General features: G+C 62.7%; 15 protein-coding genes. 4 read left to right on the top strand and 11 right to left on the bottom strand.

What is annotated here, in order from left to right; translation table 11 throughout:
* The first annotated feature begins 111 nt into the window (after nucleotides 1–111).
* The gene (gene cysQ, locus HT585_RS12425; protein WP_176353162.1) at nucleotides 112–888 is read left to right on the top strand and encodes a 3'(2'),5'-bisphosphate nucleotidase CysQ; all 777 of its coding nucleotides are present in this window, start codon (nucleotides 112–114) and stop codon (nucleotides 886–888) included.
* Between the two features lie 33 nt (nucleotides 889–921).
* Here cysQ and HT585_RS12430 read toward each other — a convergent pair whose 3' ends face one another.
* From HT585_RS12430 to HT585_RS12445, 4 genes are all read right to left on the bottom strand, one after another.
* A complete protein-coding gene (locus HT585_RS12430) occupies nucleotides 922–4020 on the bottom strand; it encodes an efflux RND transporter permease subunit (protein ID WP_176353163.1) in 3099 nt (1032 codons plus the stop codon).
* A complete protein-coding gene (locus HT585_RS12435) occupies nucleotides 4017–5099 on the bottom strand; it encodes an efflux RND transporter periplasmic adaptor subunit (protein ID WP_176353164.1) in 1083 nt (360 codons plus the stop codon). The genes HT585_RS12430 and HT585_RS12435 overlap by 4 nt, the downstream gene beginning before the upstream one ends.
* Nucleotides 5096–6199, bottom strand: a complete 1104-nt coding sequence (locus HT585_RS12440) for an efflux RND transporter periplasmic adaptor subunit (RefSeq protein ID WP_176353165.1) — start codon at nucleotides 6197–6199, stop codon at nucleotides 5096–5098. Before HT585_RS12440 ends, HT585_RS12435 begins: the two co-directional genes overlap by 4 nt.
* Nucleotides 6200–6401: 202 nt before the next feature.
* Entirely contained in the window at nucleotides 6402–6788 is a 387-nt protein-coding gene (locus tag HT585_RS12445) for a response regulator (protein WP_176353166.1), read from the bottom strand.
* Nucleotides 6789–7063: 275 nt separating this feature from the next.
* Here HT585_RS12445 and HT585_RS12450 point away from each other — a divergent pair, with 275 nt between their 5' ends.
* Nucleotides 7064–7576 (top strand): Dps family protein, encoded by a 513-nt coding sequence (locus tag HT585_RS12450; protein WP_176353167.1) that lies wholly within the window; start codon nucleotides 7064–7066, stop codon nucleotides 7574–7576.
* Nucleotides 7577–7733: 157 nt separating this feature from the next.
* Here HT585_RS12450 and HT585_RS12455 read toward each other — a convergent pair whose 3' ends face one another.
* Nucleotides 7734–8489, bottom strand: coding sequence for a Crp/Fnr family transcriptional regulator (locus HT585_RS12455; RefSeq protein WP_176353168.1), 756 nt, complete (start codon nucleotides 8487–8489; stop codon nucleotides 7734–7736).
* A gap of 211 nt (nucleotides 8490–8700) precedes the next feature.
* Between HT585_RS12455 and HT585_RS12460 the strand changes: the two genes are divergently transcribed.
* Together HT585_RS12460 and HT585_RS12465 are read left to right on the top strand one after the other, a co-directional pair.
* Complete coding sequence (locus HT585_RS12460) at nucleotides 8701–9558, top strand: SDR family NAD(P)-dependent oxidoreductase (protein ID WP_176353294.1); 858 nt, start codon at nucleotides 8701–8703, stop codon at nucleotides 9556–9558.
* A 95-nt stretch (nucleotides 9559–9653) separates the two neighbouring features.
* Nucleotides 9654–11207, top strand: a complete 1554-nt coding sequence (locus HT585_RS12465) for a VOC family protein (protein ID WP_176353169.1) — start codon at nucleotides 9654–9656, stop codon at nucleotides 11205–11207.
* A 221-nt stretch (nucleotides 11208–11428) separates the two neighbouring features.
* Here HT585_RS12465 and HT585_RS12470 read toward each other — a convergent pair whose 3' ends face one another.
* The 6 genes from HT585_RS12470 to HT585_RS12495 form a co-directional block, all read right to left on the bottom strand.
* A complete protein-coding gene (locus HT585_RS12470) occupies nucleotides 11429–11992 on the bottom strand; it encodes an NADPH-dependent FMN reductase (RefSeq protein WP_176353170.1) in 564 nt (187 codons plus the stop codon).
* A gap of 122 nt (nucleotides 11993–12114) precedes the next feature.
* Nucleotides 12115–13068 carry a ring-cleaving dioxygenase gene (locus HT585_RS12475; protein ID WP_176353171.1) on the bottom strand — a complete coding sequence of 318 codons (954 nt, stop codon included), beginning with the start codon at nucleotides 13066–13068 and terminating at the stop codon, nucleotides 12115–12117.
* 104 nt (nucleotides 13069–13172) lie between these two features.
* Nucleotides 13173–13952 (bottom strand): carbon-nitrogen hydrolase family protein, encoded by a 780-nt coding sequence (locus HT585_RS12480; protein WP_176353172.1) that lies wholly within the window; start codon nucleotides 13950–13952, stop codon nucleotides 13173–13175.
* Entirely contained in the window at nucleotides 13949–14749 is an 801-nt protein-coding gene (locus tag HT585_RS12485) for an ABC transporter permease (protein ID WP_176353173.1), read from the bottom strand. Before HT585_RS12485 ends, HT585_RS12480 begins: the two co-directional genes overlap by 4 nt.
* Nucleotides 14746–15600 (bottom strand): ABC transporter permease, encoded by an 855-nt coding sequence (locus tag HT585_RS12490; RefSeq protein ID WP_065783651.1) that lies wholly within the window; start codon nucleotides 15598–15600, stop codon nucleotides 14746–14748. The genes HT585_RS12485 and HT585_RS12490 overlap by 4 nt, the downstream gene beginning before the upstream one ends.
* On the bottom strand, nucleotides 15597–16634 hold the full coding sequence (locus HT585_RS12495) for an ABC transporter ATP-binding protein (RefSeq protein ID WP_176353174.1): 1038 nt from the start codon (nucleotides 16632–16634) through the stop codon (nucleotides 15597–15599). Before HT585_RS12495 ends, HT585_RS12490 begins: the two co-directional genes overlap by 4 nt.
* Nucleotides 16635–16670 lie beyond the last annotated feature (36 nt).

Below are 16670 nucleotides of genomic sequence, written 5' to 3' on the forward strand. Positions count from 1 at the left end.
TTTCGCACACGCGCCTTCGACAGGACATTTCGCGCGAACCGTCGAAAACTATGGGCAACTTCCGTCGCCGAGTGTGCTATGGCGCGAGAAAGGCCTGAAAGACGACAAGCAATGCTCGACATTCTCAAGAAATCCGCGATCGCCGCCGGGCGCGCCATTCTCGACATCTACCACTCCGGGCCGGAAGTGGTTTACAAGCCGGACTGTTCGCCGGTGACGGATGCCGACGAATGTGCGGAGCGCATCATCCTGGCCGATCTCGCGGCCGCCTTTCCTGATATCCCCGTCGTCGCCGAAGAATCGGTGGCTGCCGGCTCCATACCCAATATCTCGGGCAAAACGTTCTTCCTGGTCGATCCGCTCGACGGCACCAAGGAATTCATCGGCCGCCACAACGACTTCACCGTCAACATCGCGCTCATCGAAAGCGGCGCGCCGGTAGCCGGCGTCGTCTATGCGCCAGCGCTCGGCATCCTCTATGCCGCCAGTGGTGGCAGGGCACTGAAATCGGTCGTCTCCGAAACATTTATGGTCGAGCCGGAAACCGTGATCGGCTGTCGCAGCCGCGGCGATCGGCTGGTGGCGCTGGCGAGCCGCTCGCACAACAGCGCCGAGACCGTCGCCTATCTCGCCGAGCATGGCATCACCGACTACGAGGCCGTCGGCTCGTCGCTCAAGTTCTGCCTGCTGGCCGAGGGACTTGCCGATGTCTACCCGCGCTTCAGCCGTACGATGGAATGGGACACGGCGGCCGGCGACGCCATCCTGCGGGCGGCAGGCGGCGAGACCCTGACGATGGAAGGCATGCCACTCACCTATGGCAAGCGAAACCAGGCAACCGACAGCGATTTTGCCAATCCCTGGTTCGTCTCGCGCGGGAAGGTCTGAGACCACCGTCAGCTTGAACCGTCAGCGCCCGTCTTAGACCGGCACCGCCTCGCCATCGCTTCGTGCAATCTCTCCATCGGCACCGCCATCCTCAGCCGGCGGCTTGATGCGGAACCAGGCGAGATAAAGCGCCGGCAGGAACAGGAGCGTCAGCACCGTCCCAACGATGATGCCGCCCATCATCGCATAGGCCATCGGCCCCCAGAAGATTTCCCGCGCGATCGGGATCAGGCCGAGGCTCGCGGCCGCGGCCGTCAGCATGATCGGCCGCATGCGGTGTTCGGTCGCCTCGCGCACTGCATCCCAGGCGGCCACCCCTTCCTTGCGCAGATCCTCGATCTGCACGACGAGGATCACCGAGTTGCGGATGAGAATGCCGATCAGCGCCAGCACGCCCAGGATCGCGACGAAGCCGAGCGGCGCACCGCTTGGAAGCAGCGCCGCGACGACACCGATCAGCGCCAGTGGCGCCACGGCAAAGACCAGGAACAGCCGCGAGAAACTCTGCAACTGGATCATCAGGATCGTCGCCATCACAAACAGCATCAGCGGCACGACAGCGGCAATCGGCGCCTGGCTCTTGGCGCTTTCCTCGATGGTCCCGCCGATCTCGATCTTGTAACCGTCCGGAAGTCCGGCACCAAAGGCCGCCACGTCCTTTTCCAACTGTGCGGAAACCGTCGAGGGTTGTGCCGTGCCGTTGATCGCCGCCTTGACCGTGATCGTCGGCAGACGCGAGCGGCGCCAGACGACCGGCTGCTCCATCTCGTAGCGGAAATTGGCAACAGCTGCCAAGGGCACGGAATTGCCGCTGGCGCCGGGAAGCTGGAGATCACGCAGCGTTTCGATCGATTGCCGCTCGGAGTCGCGCGCCCGGCCGATCACGTCGATCAGGTAGATGTCGTCGCGCACCTGTGTGACAGTCGTTCCCCCGACGATGCCGTTGAGGGCATTCGCGATATCCTGTGAGGTCACGCCGAGTTGGCGCGCCTTGTCCTGCAGCACGTCGACCTTGATCATGCGCGCCGGCTCGTTCCAATCGTAGACGATCTCGCCCAATTGCGGGTTGCGGCCGAGCACGGCGCTGAGATCGAGCGCATGCTTGCGCACCTGTTCGATATCCGGCCCGCTGACGCGGTACTGGATCGGTCGCCCGACCGGCGGTCCGATGTCGAGCAGCTTCACATAGGCATCCGTTCCCGGGAAAGTCTGCTTGAGATAGGCCTGCAGGTCGGCGCGCACCTTGTCGCGGACGTCGAGCCCCTTGGTGACGATGATCATCTGGCCGAAGGAGGGATGCGGCGGCTGGACGTCGAAGGACAGCACGAAACGCACCGCCCCCTCGCCGACATAGCTCGACCAGCGCAACACATCCGGGTTGCCGGCAAGCTTCTCTTTCTCGAACTTCGCCATCTGTGCATTGGTTTCCTCGATCGAGGAATTCTGCGGCAGCGACCAATCGACGATGATCTCGGGTCTGTCCGAGGACGGAAAGAACTGCTGCTGCACGAAACCCATTCCGAAGACCGAAAGACAGAAGATCGCGACCGTGGCGATGATCGTCGTCCAGCGCCAGTGCATGCAGAGATCGAGCAGCCTTGAAAACAGTCGCCCGACCCGACCTTTTTCTCCGGCATGCTGCTTCATCGTCTTCGGCAGGATGGTGATGCCGAGCAGCGGCGCGAAGATCACCGCAACGATCCACGAGACGAGCAGCGAAATGGCGATGACGACGAACAGTGTGAAGGTAAACTCGCCGGCTGCGCTGTTGTTGAGGCCGATCGGGATGAATCCGGCAACGGTAACGAGTGTGCCCGTCAGCATCGGAAAGGCCGTCGAGGTATAGACATAGGTCGCCGCCTTGCGCAGCGAATCGCCGACCTCCAGCCGCGCTACCATCATCTCCACCGCAATCATCGCATCGTCGACGAGCAGGCCAAGCGCGATGATCAGCGCGCCGAGCGAAACGCGCTGCAGCGAGATGCCCCAATAGGACATGAAGACGAATGTGATCGCCAGCGTCAGCGGAATGGAGAGCGCCACGACCAGGCCGGCGCGCATGCCCAGACTGACGAAGCTGACGGCAAGAACGATGATCACCGCCTCGAACAGCGCCCGCGTGAAGCCGGAGACCGCCTCCTCGACCACGAGCGGCTGGTCGGACACCAGGTGAACGTCGACGCCGACAGGCAACCTCTGCTCCAGGCGCTCGATCTTCCGCTCCACCGCCTTGCCGAAATCGAGCAGATTGGAACCCTGCTTCATGCCGATCGCCAGCCCGATCGCCGGCCTGCCCTCGAAACGAAACAGGGCGGACGGCGGATCGACATAGCCGCGGCTGATCGTTGCTATGTCGCTGAGACGGAAGAAGCGATCATTGACCTGCAGGTTGACCGAACGGATGCTGTCTTCCGATGAAAACTGGCCGCCGACGCGAATGCTGACGCGCTCGCCTTCGGTCTGGATGACGCCAGAGGGTGAGACCGCATTCTGGGCCTGCAGCGTCTCGATCACCTGCTGCTGGTTGATGCCGAGTGCTGCGAGCTGGCGCGGCGAAAACTCGAGATAGATCACCTCGTCCTGCGCGCCGATCAGATCGATCTTGCCAACGTTCGGGACCGTCAGGATATCGCGGCGCGCATTCTCGACATAGTCGCGCAGCTGCCGCGGGGTCAGTCCGTCGCCGGTAAAGGCATAGATGTTGCCGAAAACGTCGCCGAAGCGGTCGTTGAAGGCAGGTCCGATGACACCCGACGGAAAATCCCCGCGAATGTCGTTGATCATGTTGCGAACCGTGACCCAGGTCGCCGCCACATTGCGCGCTTTCGTCTCCGGTTTCAGATTGACGAAGACCAGCGTCTGGCCCGGCGTCGTCATGCTCTTGGTGTAGTCGAGCGATTCCAGTTCCTCGAGCTTGCGCTCGATGCGCTCCGTGACCTGAAGCGTGGTTTCCTCAACCGAGGCGCCCGGCCAGGCGGCCGAGATCGTCATCGTCTTGATGGTAAAGGACGGGTCTTCCTCGCGCCCGAGCTCGACATAAGACGTGACGCCGAGCACGACGAAGACGATCATGAAGTACCAGACCATGGAGCTGTGATCGAGCGCCCAGTCCGAAAGATTGAACTTCTTCATGAACGCGCTCCGTCGGAAATCTTTACCTTCTGGCCTTCCTCAAGGCTGTGCGCGCCGGCGGTGGCGATGCGCTCTCCCGGCTTGAGCCCGGCGGTCACCGGTCTCAGTCCCCCGACATCCGCACCAACTTCGACCTCGCGTGCCGTGACATCGCCACCCCGTTCATTGACGATCCAGACAAAACGCTTGCCCTCCCGCTCGAACACGGCGGTCGAAGGAATAAGCATGAGTTCATGCTCGGCGCCCTGTCGCGTCGCCGTAATGGTCGTTCCCAACCTGAACCCGACTGGCGGATTGTCGAGCGCAATCTTCACGCGCCGGGTTCGGGTGACAGGGTCGGCGGCCGGCGCGATCTCGCGCACCGTGCCGTTGACCTTGAGATCCGGATTGATCTGCAGCGCGACCGAAAAGGGCGTGCCGATCGGAAACAGCGCGATACCGTCGGGCACGTCGACGACCGCGTCGCGCTCGCCGGGCCTAGCTACGGTCACGACCATCTCGCCGGCCGACACCACCTGGCCGACCTCGGCCCCGGTCGCCGTGACAATGCCGTCAAAGTTGGATTTCAGCTTGGTGTATGAGAGCTGTTCTTCGGACTTCGCCAGCCCAGCCGTCGCCCGTATAAGCGATGCCTGCGCCGCTTCGCGGCTTTGCTGGGCGCTGTCGACCGTGGCCTGGCTTTCCGTATCGGTTTTCAGCAGTGCGGTCAGGCGCTCTTCGGCAGCGGTTGCGTTGGAAAGCGTCGCTTCTGCGCTTGCCAGATCGGCTTTTGCCGACCGCAGCGCCAGTTCGAAGGCGGTGGGGTCGAGGGCGGCAAGCTCGGCGCCTGCCACCACCGCATCGCCGACGGTCACATCGCGGGCGACAAGCCGGCCGATCACCCGAAAGCCAAGCTCCGTCTGCACCTTGGGCTGCACTTTTCCCGCAAAGCTCGCAGCTGCGTCAATGCGCTCGCTGACAATCATCGACAGGACAGGACGAACGACCTCGGTCGCCTGCTCCTCTTCCTTCTGGCACCCTGCGAGCAGCAACAATACGGCAATAGGCAGGACCAGGTGCGGGAATCTCGACCAGCTCATTTCGCCTGCTCCTCTGCCACCGCATGCACCACCAGGCCCGGGCGCAGGAATTTGCCGCCCTCCGCCACGACCTTCTCGCCGACCGAAAGCCCGGACGCGACCAGCACCCTGCCGCTTTCATAGGACTTCACCTCGATCGGCTTGAGACTGACCGTGCTGTCCCTGGGATCGACGATCCACACCGCCGGCTTGCCCTCGACGGCAGTGAGCGCCGTCCACGGCAGCGCGATCACCTTGGCGGGCTCGAAACGGGCGACACCCGTCACCGACGAGCCGAGCGTCATACGCTCCGGCGTCTCCTGCATCGCCAGCTTCACCCGCACCGTGCCTGCCTTGTCGTCTATCGTCGGGGAAATCTCGCTCACCCGCGCGATCGACGTGACCGAGGGGTCGCTGACCAGCGCCAGCGTCACGTCCTCGCTCGCGGGCCGCATGAACAACAGGCCCTCGTGAACATTGAAGATGGCGTCCCGCGGACCGTCCTTGGCAACGGAGAACATGGTTTGCGCCGCCTGTACCACTTGTCCCACCTCGGCATGTCGCACCGTGACGATGCCGGCAGCACTCGACCGCAGCTCCGTATAGGACAGGGCGGTTCGCGCACTCTCCAGTTCCGCGTTGGCAGCATCGAGCGCACTTGTAGCGGTGCGCGCGGCCGTTTCGGCCTGGTCGAGATCACGGCGCGTCGTAAAGCCTTGCGCCATCAGCGTGTTTTGCCGTGCCAAAGTCGCTGAGGCCTGCCGCACCTGCGCTTCTGCGGCCTTTACCGCCGCTTCGGAAGCTTGAACATCGGCTTCCTGTTCGCGCGGGTCGATCTTCGCCAGAAGCTCGCCTTCATCGACATGAGCGCCGACGTCGGCGAACCATTGCGTCACCTGGCCACTGACGCGAAAGGCAAGGTTCGCCTGCACATGCGCCACGACCTCACCTGTCAGGGTGACGGTCTGCTGGTAATCGGTGAGCGCAGCTTCGACGATCCGAACAGTTGTTTCCGGCCTTGCGGCCTCCGCCTCCTGCTTCTCGCACGAGGCCAGCAGAAGCGTGGAGGCGAGCACGATCGCCCAACCACAGTGCCGCACGCTGCATGTGAACTGCGCCATACGCTCCACCCGGCTCCAGCAATGGTCGGGGCACTTTCAAATGCCCGCCAACAGACAAGATGCGCCTCGCCTCCGTGGCGAGGATGCCAACAAAGTCGCATACTTGGCCGGTGTCTGGAAGTCCTCAGTCTGCAAACAGCGCTGCGACCGATGGTGGCAGCGCTGCTCGACACACGCAGGAAAGAAGCTCAGGGTGAGGCGGTTAAACGCCCTCGCGCCTGGTAGCCGTGGCGATCAGATGACCGATCGAGATCTCGTTGAACGGTTTGTCGATCCTGGGGACGCCGCGCAGATGCACAGGAAAGATGTCCGCATTGCCGTAGCCGCTGGTGAACCCGAAACACAGGCCGCGGGCAATGATCGCGTCGGCAACCGCAAAGCTCGTCTCATTCTCGAGATTGACATCGAGCATGATGAAATCGAACGTCTGTGCCGAAATGAGCTGCATCGCCTGCTCGGCGTTGGTCGCGATCTGCACGTTGGAGATGCCGATGGATGTCAGGATTTCCTCCGCATCCATGGCGATGATGAAATTGTCTTCCAGAACGAGCACAGTTCTGATCGACGGTGGAATCTCGATCGTTGGCATTCGGTCCACCTTTCACGCAGGCCTGTTTGCGAAGGCGTTTACGACCTGCGCAATGAAGCAATGAGCTATAGGCCCGATAAGACTTTGGGGCATTTAAAAAAGACATGTTGCCCTTCATCCCTGCCGCAGCCTGATCACATCTTCTCTTCGAGTGCGCGCGAAGGAACAACGCGCGCGGCCGGGCGTTCAATGGAAAGCGGCGCAGGGGCGGATGGCAGCCGCGTGCCCGCACCACGTCACGAATATGATTTCCCGAAGCAGATTGGAGAAAGATCATGGCACAGGCAGCCTCCGTGCTGAAACCGAAGGTCAAGGACGAGGAATTCGACATCGGGCTGAAGAAGGCCTATCGTCAGCAGATGGCGGCCGCCCTCTCCGACATTCTCGCCGACACCTACAAGCTCGTCATCAAGAGCCACATCTATCACTGGAACGTCGTCGGCCCGCTGTTCAAGCCGCTGCATGAGCTGACCGAAGAACACTACAATACCCTTTTCAAGGCGACCGACATCATCGCCGAACGCATCCGCGCGCTTGGCCATCTCGCTCCGGCAAAACTCGGCGAGGCCAACCAGTTCGCTCCGACGAGCGCGTCGGTCAACCACACGACGGCGGCCGATATGGTCGCAGACCTCATTGCCGACCACGAGGCAGCGGTCCGGCGCATGCGCGAAGCCGGGGTGAAAGCCGATGAGAACGACGACCTTGTGACGACGGACATGCTGACCGATCGCCTCACGTTCCACGAAAAGGCACTGTGGATGCTGCGAGCGATCGTCGCGGCCTGACGACACCGCCATGACTTGCCCTGGGCCCCGCCATGCGGCGGGGTCCGGACCGCTCCCGAACTCAACCTCCGTTCGACGCAGATGGCCAACACCGCGCCGGTCGCCGTATGCTCGGCACCATTCCGGCTAACTGTGCCTTACTCTCCACCGCCGAATGTCAGATCAGCGGCCGCTTGGTCTCGCTGAAACCTTCCCAGCCGGCGATAGCCAGCAGGCCGTCGATGTCGCGGACATTGCAGCCCTTGTCGGCCCAACGGATCATGCCGCGCTCGGCCAGCTTCTTCAGCGTCTTGTTGGTGTGGACGATCGAAAGGCCAAGCGTATCGGCCACGTGCTGCTGGGTGATGGGGATGGCCACGCGGCTGCCGTTGAAGAGGTCGAGCGCCTTGGCGCGCTGGTAAAGGAAGGCGATAAGATAGGCGGCGCGCTCCAGTGCGGACCGCCGCCCGATGCTCAGGAGGTTCTCGTCGAGGATGCGCTCTTCACGCGCTGCAATCCATGTCAGATCGTAGGCGAGGTCGGGATAGCTGCTGTAGAGCCGATTGAGCTTGCCGCGTTCGAAGACGCAAAGCGTGACAGGGGAGAGCGCCTCGATCGAGTGCTGCATTTCCCCCATGAGGCTACCCTGTAGCCCGACGAGATCGCCGGGCATGATGTAGTTGAGGATCTGCCGCCGCCCATCGTCGAGCATCTTGTAGCGAAAGCCCCAGCCGGTCAGCACGGTAAACAGATGCGCGCTGTGCGAGCCTTCCACCAGGATCGTCGCCCCGCTGTCGACTGCGAGCTCTCCGGTCTTGAATTCCGAAATGAACGCCAGCTCGTCCGCGGTAAATGCCCGGAAGTGATCGAGCTTGCGCAAGGGACAGCTTTCACACGGGGTACGTTTGTCGTTGCGCGTTGCCGTTCCGGCCATCAATCCATCCGATACATGTTGCGGCAGTCCACCTCGGCTACCATGGTCCTGATCGGAACTAGCGTGCCGGGCCGGGGCGGCAAGGTTTGCCCTGCCAAAAACGGATAGATTTCAGGTGCTTCCTCGTTTCGAACAAATGACCGCCACGATGGACAGCCGTCAGGTCGTGCCCTATCTCTTGCATCAGATCCTGCCCGCTGGAGCCGCCGCCATGTCTCATCCCGCCTTTGCCGCCGATCACCTTGCCGTCGTCACCGGTGCCGCCTCCGGCATCGGCCTTGCCAGCGCTCGGCGCTTTGCGCGGTTCGGGATGCGCGTTGTGCTCGCCGATCTCGAGGGTGAGCGCCTGACGCAAGCCGCAGCGGAGGTCGCGGAGCTTTCGCCGCATGGCACGACATACGTTGTCGCCATTCCCACCGATGTCTCCCGTCTTGAGAATATCGAAGCTCTGCAGCACGCCGCGCGCGAGCGCTTCGGTTCCGTCCACGTGCTGATGAACAATGCCGGCATTCAGCCGGGCAGCGCCATGTTCGGCCCGCAGGCAAACTGGGAGGCAGTGCTCGCCGTCAATCTCTGGGGCGTCATCAATGGTTCGCGTGTGTTCGCGCCGCACATGACCGCTCACGGGCAACCGGCCGTGATCATCAACACCGGCTCGAAGCAGGGCATCACCACGCCTCCAGGCGACCCCGCCTACAATGTTTCGAAGGCCGGCGTGAAGGCGTTCACCGAGGCGCTCGAACATGAGTTGCGCAACATCGCCGGAGGCAAGCTTCACGCCCATCTGCTCATTCCCGGTTTCGTCTATACGTCGCTCACCGCCAACGGCCGCACGGAAAAGCCCGAGGGCGCCTGGACGCCGGATCAGACCGTCGACTTCATGATGGAAAGCCTTGAGCGGGGCGACTTCTACATTCTCTGCCCCGACAACGACGTCAGCAGGTCAACCGACGAAAAGCGCATCCTGTGGGCAGCCGGCGACATCGTCGAGAACCGGCCGCCGCTGTCGCGCTGGCATCCGGATTATGCCGACGCTTTCAAAGCCTTTCTCTCCGAGGACCGATACTGATTTTCCGTCTGGGTTGAACACAGCGTTCTCCGGCGGAGTTCTGGCGCGGACGACCCGCATGTGGTTTGTGAGCGCATCATACAGGGAGACGAACGATGACGAGCGGCATCCACCACATCACGCTGATTGCCCGCAAGGTGCAGGCCAATGTCGACTTTTACGTCGGTTTCCTCGGCCTGCGCCTCGTCAAGCGCACCGGCGGTTACGAGGATGCCACCCAGCTTCATCTCTTCTATGGCGACGCCGAAGGGTCTCCCGGTTCGCTCGTGACGTTTCTGATGTGGGAAGACGGTGCGCCCGGCCGTGTCGGCCACGGCCAGCCAAGCGAGATCGCCTTTGCCATCGCGCCGGAAAGCATCGGCTTCTGGCTGACGCGGGCGCTCCAGCACAACATCAAGATCTCCGGCCCGGCCCAGGAATTCGGCGAGCCGGTGCTGAGGTTGAAAGACCCCGACGGGATCATCGTCAAGCTCGTTGGAACACAAGCGCTTTCCTCCGCGGCGCCCTGGAGCACGCGCGACATTCCCGAGGCGGACGCGATCCGGCGTCTGCGCGGCGCGACGATCTTGACCGAGCAGCCGGCCGAAACCGCCCGCTTCCTGGCCGAGCATTTCGTCTATGTCGAAACCGGCGCCACCGACACGATCCACCGCTTTACCTCGCAATCGGGCGACATCATCGACGTGCGCGACGCCACCGGCTTCTGGACCGCAGCCCCCGGCACTGGCACGATCGACCACATCGCCTTCCGCGCCCCCGACAAGGAAGCTGTGCTGAAGCTGCGCGACGACCTGAAGCGCGACGATGCCACCGTCAACGCCCACGATCGCAAATACTTCTATTCGCTTTATGTCCGCGAACCCGGCGGCTCGCTCTACGAGTTTGCAACCGACAAGCCCGGCTTCACCCTCGACGAACCGAAGGAAACGCTCGGCACGCAGCTGTTCATCCCGGCGCATTTCGCCGACCGGACTGCGGAAACGCTGGTCAGCCTGCCGCAGTTCGCGCTGCCGGGCGAGCCGCGCCTGACGGAACGCGACCTGCCTTTCGTTCACCGCTTCTACCATCCCGAGACGCCCGACGACCGCACCTTCGTGCTCCTGCACGGCAGCGGTGGCAACGAGACGCAGCTCCTGCATCTCGGCCATCAGGTGGACAGCCGGGCGACCCTGCTCGGCGTTCGTGGCCGCTCCAACGAAGAAGGCTCGCCGCGCTGGTTCCGGCGCTATTCTTCGACGACCTTCGACCAGAAAGACGCGCGCGCCGAAGCCGATGCCTTTGCCGCTTTTCTCGAAGGTGCGCGCGACGGTTATGGCATCGATCTCGCGAAAACCGTGTTCATCGGATACTCCAACGGCGCCAACCTGCTGGTCGCGCTGATGACGCTGCATCCGGGTCTGATCCGGAACGTGGTGCTGATGCGCTCCATGCTCGTGCTCGACGACATGCCGACGCCGGACCTCACTGGCACCGACATTCTGCTCCTGACCGGCAAGTCCGACGGCTACGGCCAGTTTGCGCCGCGACTGAAAGCTGAGCTTGCGAAAACCGGCGCGAGCCTCACGGCCCTTGATCTCGACATGGGTCACGAGATCGGCGCCCCCGACATCGCCGCCATCCAGCAGTGGTTGGCAGAGAAGGGCCTCTGAGGGATCGCAGGCTCCCGGAGGATTCCAGTGCTATGGCCCACGGCCGACCCACGCTCAACATCATGCTCGGGCTTGACCCCAGATCCATACCTCCGGAGGCTGAACGTAAAGCAGGGCCGTGTGTGCAACCACTATGTATCCTCGGGTCGAGCCCGAGGATGACAAAATTCTGTCTTTCGCCATAGGCAGGACCTGAAGAATTCGTTTCAGAAGCGACGGCCTTAACGGCCGTTCTGCGCTCCGGCAAAGTCGGCGAAAGCCTTGACGAAGGCCCGCAGCCGGTCAGCCGCGTCGGCATCGCTCAGCGCCCCATCCTGATCGAACAAGGTCTCCGCGCGCGGCAGCATTAGCCGCTTGCCCGACCAGAGCTCGGCACCGAGCGTGCGCATCACGGGAAGCCAGGCGTTCTGGCTGAGGATCGTGCCGAAATTGCCCGGCGACGTGCCGGCGAGCGCAAAATGCCGGCCGCGAAACACTTTGGCGATATCGGCAGACGGCCGGCTCAGCCAGTCGATCGCGTTCTTGAAGACGCCGGGCATCGAATTGTTGTATTCCGGCGTGAACAGGATCACGCCGTCAGCGGCCATGATCTTCTGCTTCAGCGCGGTGACCGCTTCGGGAATTCCGTTCTTCACCTCGATATCACCGTCATAAAGCGGAATGCCGTGGAGCGTCGCGGTGTCGAACTCCACCCCCTCGGGCACGTCGGCGGCAGCAGCCTTCATCAGGCCGGTATTGAACGACGCCTTCCTGAGGCTTCCTGAAATGCCTAGGATTTTCACCATGATCTGACCCCTTGTTGCACGTTGCCGCCATCATGGGTCGGCACGGCGGGAAAGCCAATGGGAACAGAGGGATATAAAACTCCAAAAGCCGGGGACGAGCCCCGGCTTTCTGCATTTCATCGTTACTCGAGCGGCTTCAGCCGTGCCTCGATCTGGGCTCGCTTCGGCTCCAGGAACGGCGGCAGCGACAGGTTTTCGCCGAGCGTCTCCATCGGCTCATCCACCGCAAAGCCCGGTCCGTCGGTGGCGATCTCGAACAGCACGCCATTCGGCTCGCGGAAATAGAGCGAGCGGAAATAGTAGCGCTCGACCTCGCCGCTCGATGGCAGCCGGAAGCCCTGCAGGCGTTCGGTCCACGCCGTCAGCGCGTCGGTGTCCGGCGCACGGAACGCGACGTGATGTACCGCGCCTGCGCCCTGCCGGGCAATCGGGAGGCCCGGCTGGACCGCGACATGAAGCTCAGCCGCCGGACCGCCCTCGCCCATCGAGAACACATGCACCTGGCCCTCGCCATCCGGCGACGGATAGCGTCTGGCTTCAGTCATGTTCATCACCTTGGTCAGCACCAGTTCGGTGTTGGTGATGTCGGGCACGCTGATGGTGATCGGTCCGAGACCCTTGATCTGGTGCTCCGCAGGAACCGGGCTCCTTTCCCACGGGTGCGAAGGCGAAAGCCCGCCATCGTCGATCAGCCGGAAACGCTGGCCTTCGCCGTCCTCGAAGTCGAGCGAGGTGCGGTCGTCGATGTCGACGACGTCACCGGCAGTGACTTTCATCTCGTCGAGGCGGCCCTTCCACCAGTGAACACTATCGCCGCTGCCGACCCGCAAGCCGGTGCGCGAAATGCTGTGCGTGCCGCGACCCTCGCGCCCAACTGGCCAGTCGAAGAAGGTCAGGTCCGTGCCGGGCGTGGCCTGGCCATCGGCGTAGAAGAGGTGATAGGCGGTGGTGTCATCCTGGTTGACGGTCTTCTTGACCAGCCGCAGCCCGAGAACCTTGGTGTAGAAACGCAGGTTCTCCGGCGCGTTCGCGGTGATCGCCGTCAGATGATGAATGCCCGTCAGTTGCAAACTCATGATTGCCTCCATGTGTGGCTTTTCCGTTGAGCACAATATGGGTGGGCACGGCACTATCAAAAAGAGACGATAAGGAACGGATTGTTCTTCTGGAGTGAACGATCTCAGGCGCGGTTCAGATCGCCAAGATAGGTATTTTCCAGCCGCGAGATGGCAAAACTCGCAGGATTGATATCGGCAAACATCAGTGTTTCGTGGCTGGCATCGCCCTTTGCAAGGACCTGTCCGTCCGGCGATGCGATCCGCGACAGGCCGGCGAAGGAGAACAGCGGGTCGGAGCCGCAATGGTTGATATAGGCGACAAAAACCTGGTTCTCGAAAGCGCGTGTCTGGATCATGTGGTCGGTGATGAAGGTGCCAGACCACCCCGCCGGCAGCGCCGTCGGCACCAGCACCGCCTCGGCGCCTGCCAATGCGAGCCGGCGCACATTCTCAGGAAACTCGACGTCGTAGCAGATCAACATGCCGCAGGTGACGCCGCGATGGACGAAGAGCTTCGTCGACGGTGTCTCGGGCGTAAACAGCGAGCGCTCGTAGTCGCCGTAGAGATGCGATTTCCGGTAGACGGTCGGCGGCGCATCGCCATCGACATAGATGGCGCTGTTGTAGACGACGTCGCCATCCCGCTCAGCGAAACCGGCAATCAGTGCGATACCGGTTTCCCCCGATATCCGCGCCAGGCGCTTGCCGATTGGCCCGTCGACCGGTTCGGCGAGGTCGCGGATCGTGTCCCCGGCGCCATAGCCGGTCAGCCCGAGTTCCGGCGTCATCAGCAGCGTCGCCTCCTTCGACGCCGCATCCTTCGCCGCCCGCGCAAGACGGTCGAGATTGGCGGCCACGTCGCCACAGGCAGATTGCATCTGGAGAGCCGCGAGCATCATCATTTTCCGTCCGATGACATGGCGCCGAGCAGTTTCGGCAGGTCCCCGAAGCGGGCAACGAGGCCGAAGATCACGGCGGCCGTGGTGACGAACAGCACTGTCACCGACGCCATGGTCGGCGTGTAGCCGTAGCGAAGCGCGTTGAAGATCTTGATCGGCAGCGTTTCCATGGTGAAGCCGACGGTCATGTAGGCGACGATGTACTCGTTGAGCGAGAGCACGAAGGCGAACGCATAGCCCGAGACGATATAGGGCAGGATCAGAGGCAGCACGACAGTGCGGAAGATCGTCCGCTCGTCGGCGCCCATGGTCGAAGCCGCCTCCACCAGCGACCGGTCGATCGAGGTGAAGCCGAGCGACAGGGTCACCAGCGGCAGCGTCACGAAGAAGATCGCATGGCTGACGACCGCGGTCCACGGCTGACCGTAAAAACCGACCGTCGCCCAGAATGTGAGCATGCCAAGCGCGGTAATGACGGGCGGCAGCGTGAACGGCGCAACACCGAGCACTTGGAAAATGTTGGCCCAGGGCGCGATGCGCCGCCAGAGAAACCAGGCGAGCGGCAGCGCGATGGCAACCGCAAGTGCCGCCGACAGCAATGCCAGCGTGACCGAGGCAAAAAGCGCGCTGCGCCATTCCGGATTGAAGAAGATCTCTCCGTACCAGGACAGCGAAAAGCCCTGGGGCGGAAAGGCGAGCGTCTGCTTTTGATTGACCGAGACGCCGGCAACGACGATCAGCGGCAGCGCCAGGAACAGTCCGATCAGGAAGAAATAAGCCTTGCGGAAGATCGAACTCATGCCGCTTCTCCCTTGCGTCCGGCAATCACGGTCAGCGCCACGAGCCCGAGTGTCACCAGCACCAGGAACACCGCCATCGCCGCGGCAAAAGGCATGTTCGACTGGTAGATCGCCTGGTCGGTGATCAGCACCGACAGGGTCCAATGCTGCGGTCGCCCGAGCAACTGCGGAAGCAAGTAGGAGCCGAGCGCGAAGATGAAGACCATGATCAGCGTGGCCGTAATGGTGTTTCTGAGTGCCGGAACGACGACGGTGAAGAAGGCTTTGAGCGGCGACGCGCCAAGCGTCCGGGCTGCCTCCGTCAGCGTCGGGTCAAGCCGCACGAGCGCCGGGAAAAGCACCAGCACCGTATAGGGGAAAGCCTGATAGACCATGCCGGTCAGAACCGCGCCGAAGCTTGGGGTCAGCGCCTTGGCTTCCGACATGATGCCGAGCGCGACCAGAATGTTGGTGATCCCTGCAGTCCGCGAAAACAGCGTCGACCAGGCAAAGCCGATGATGACTTCCGATAGCGACAGGATCGACAGCAGTGCCACCAGCCAGACCACCTGCACCTTTCGCCCCATGCGTGTCAGCATGTAGGTGAAAGGCAGCGCCAGCACGACGCAGCAGATCGCCACGGTGATGGCGAGCAGCAGCGAGAAGCCGAGCACACCGCCGAAGAAGGCGGAAAGGAAGCGGGCATAATTGTCGAAGACGAAGGCAGGCGTATAGAAGCCACCCTGCTGGCGCTGGAAGAAGCTGACGGCTATCATCGTACCGAAGGGCACGACGAAGAAGATCGTCAGCATCGCTGCGGGAAAGAGGAGCGGCGCATAGTCGCCAAGGGTTTGGGGCGGTTCGCGTCTCATTTCTTCAGGACCACGCAGACGTCAGGGGTGAGCGCGATACCGACCTCCTGGCCGACCGTAACGTCTGGCCGTGCACGTGGCGTCGAGACAGCCACGATCTGCCGGCCGGCAATGTCGACAAAGGTTTCGATCGTGCCGCCGAGATCGCGCACGAAGGTGACCTTGCCGGAAAGCGAACCGGCACCGGGCGCCGTCAGATGCACATCTTCGGGGCGAACCGACAGCGTTCCCTTGGAGGAACCCGCAGGCAAGGCGAGGCCCGCAATCGGCTGGCCCAGCACCTCGACGCGGCCGGCGCTATCGGCCTGCACCTCCAGAAGATTGGTCTGGCCGATGAAGTCGGCGACGAAACTGTCGGCCGGTCGACGATAGATCTCGATCGGCGATGCGGCCTGGCGGATTTCGCCCCCGTTCATGACGACGACCGTATCGGCCATGGTCATCGCCTCGCGCTGGTCGTGGGTAACGACGATGGTGGTGATCCCGAGCTTCTGCTGCAGCTGGCGCAGTTCCACCTGCATCGCCTCGCGCAGCTTGGCATCGAGTGCGGAAAGCGGCTCGTCGAGCAGGAAAAGCTTGGGCGAGATCGCAAGCGCCCGTGCGATGGCCACGCGCTGACGTTGGCCGCCGGAGAGCTTGGCAACAGGCCTGTCGGCATAGCCGGTGAGATGGATCATCGACAGCAGCTCGTCGACCCGCTTCTTCTGGTCTTCCTTTGCAGCACCGCGAATGCGCAAGGGATAGGCGATGTTCTCGCCGACGGTCAGATGCGGAAACAGCGCCAGCGACTGAAACACCATGCCGAGGTTGCGCTTGTGCGTCGGCACATGGGTGATGTCATCGCCATCGAGCCGGATCGCCCCGCCAGTCGGCAGGTCAAGGCCGGCGATCATGCGCAGAAGCGTGGTCTTGCCACAGCCGGACGGGCCGAGCATGCAGACGAACGTCCCGTGCGGCACGTTGAGGTCGACATTGTTGACGGCTCTGAAGGACCCGAATTCCTTGACGACGTTTTGAAGGGCAAGTCCGGACATTGTTTCTCCGCGCAATAGTCCCCGCCTCATCATGGG

The organism is Ensifer oleiphilus, assembly GCF_013371465.1.
Taxonomy (GTDB): Bacteria; Pseudomonadota; Alphaproteobacteria; order Rhizobiales; family Rhizobiaceae; genus Ensifer; species Ensifer oleiphilus.

Excerpts from the sequence above, each read along its gene's own strand:
- cysQ (WP_176353162.1), top strand. The coding sequence starts at position 112 with ATGCTCGACATTCTCAAGAAATCCGCGATCGCCGCCGGGCGCGCCATT.
- HT585_RS12430 (WP_176353163.1), bottom strand. The coding sequence starts at position 4,020 with ATGAAGAAGTTCAATCTTTCGGACTGGGCGCTCGATCACAGCTCCATG.
- HT585_RS12435 (WP_176353164.1), bottom strand. The coding sequence starts at position 5,099 with ATGAGCTGGTCGAGATTCCCGCACCTGGTCCTGCCTATTGCCGTATTG.
- HT585_RS12440 (WP_176353165.1), bottom strand. The coding sequence starts at position 6,199 with ATGGCGCAGTTCACATGCAGCGTGCGGCACTGTGGTTGGGCGATCGTG.
- HT585_RS12445 (WP_176353166.1), bottom strand. The coding sequence starts at position 6,788 with ATGCCAACGATCGAGATTCCACCGTCGATCAGAACTGTGCTCGTTCTG.
- HT585_RS12450 (WP_176353167.1), top strand. The coding sequence starts at position 7,064 with ATGGCACAGGCAGCCTCCGTGCTGAAACCGAAGGTCAAGGACGAGGAA.
- HT585_RS12455 (WP_176353168.1), bottom strand. The coding sequence starts at position 8,489 with ATGGCCGGAACGGCAACGCGCAACGACAAACGTACCCCGTGTGAAAGC.
- HT585_RS12460 (WP_176353294.1), top strand. The coding sequence starts at position 8,701 with ATGTCTCATCCCGCCTTTGCCGCCGATCACCTTGCCGTCGTCACCGGT.
- HT585_RS12465 (WP_176353169.1), top strand. The coding sequence starts at position 9,654 with ATGACGAGCGGCATCCACCACATCACGCTGATTGCCCGCAAGGTGCAG.
- HT585_RS12470 (WP_176353170.1), bottom strand. The coding sequence starts at position 11,992 with ATGGTGAAAATCCTAGGCATTTCAGGAAGCCTCAGGAAGGCGTCGTTC.
- HT585_RS12475 (WP_176353171.1), bottom strand. The coding sequence starts at position 13,068 with ATGAGTTTGCAACTGACGGGCATTCATCATCTGACGGCGATCACCGCG.
- HT585_RS12480 (WP_176353172.1), bottom strand. The coding sequence starts at position 13,952 with ATGATGATGCTCGCGGCTCTCCAGATGCAATCTGCCTGTGGCGACGTG.
- HT585_RS12485 (WP_176353173.1), bottom strand. The coding sequence starts at position 14,749 with ATGAGTTCGATCTTCCGCAAGGCTTATTTCTTCCTGATCGGACTGTTC.
- HT585_RS12490 (WP_065783651.1), bottom strand. The coding sequence starts at position 15,600 with ATGAGACGCGAACCGCCCCAAACCCTTGGCGACTATGCGCCGCTCCTC.
- HT585_RS12495 (WP_176353174.1), bottom strand. The coding sequence starts at position 16,634 with ATGTCCGGACTTGCCCTTCAAAACGTCGTCAAGGAATTCGGGTCCTTC.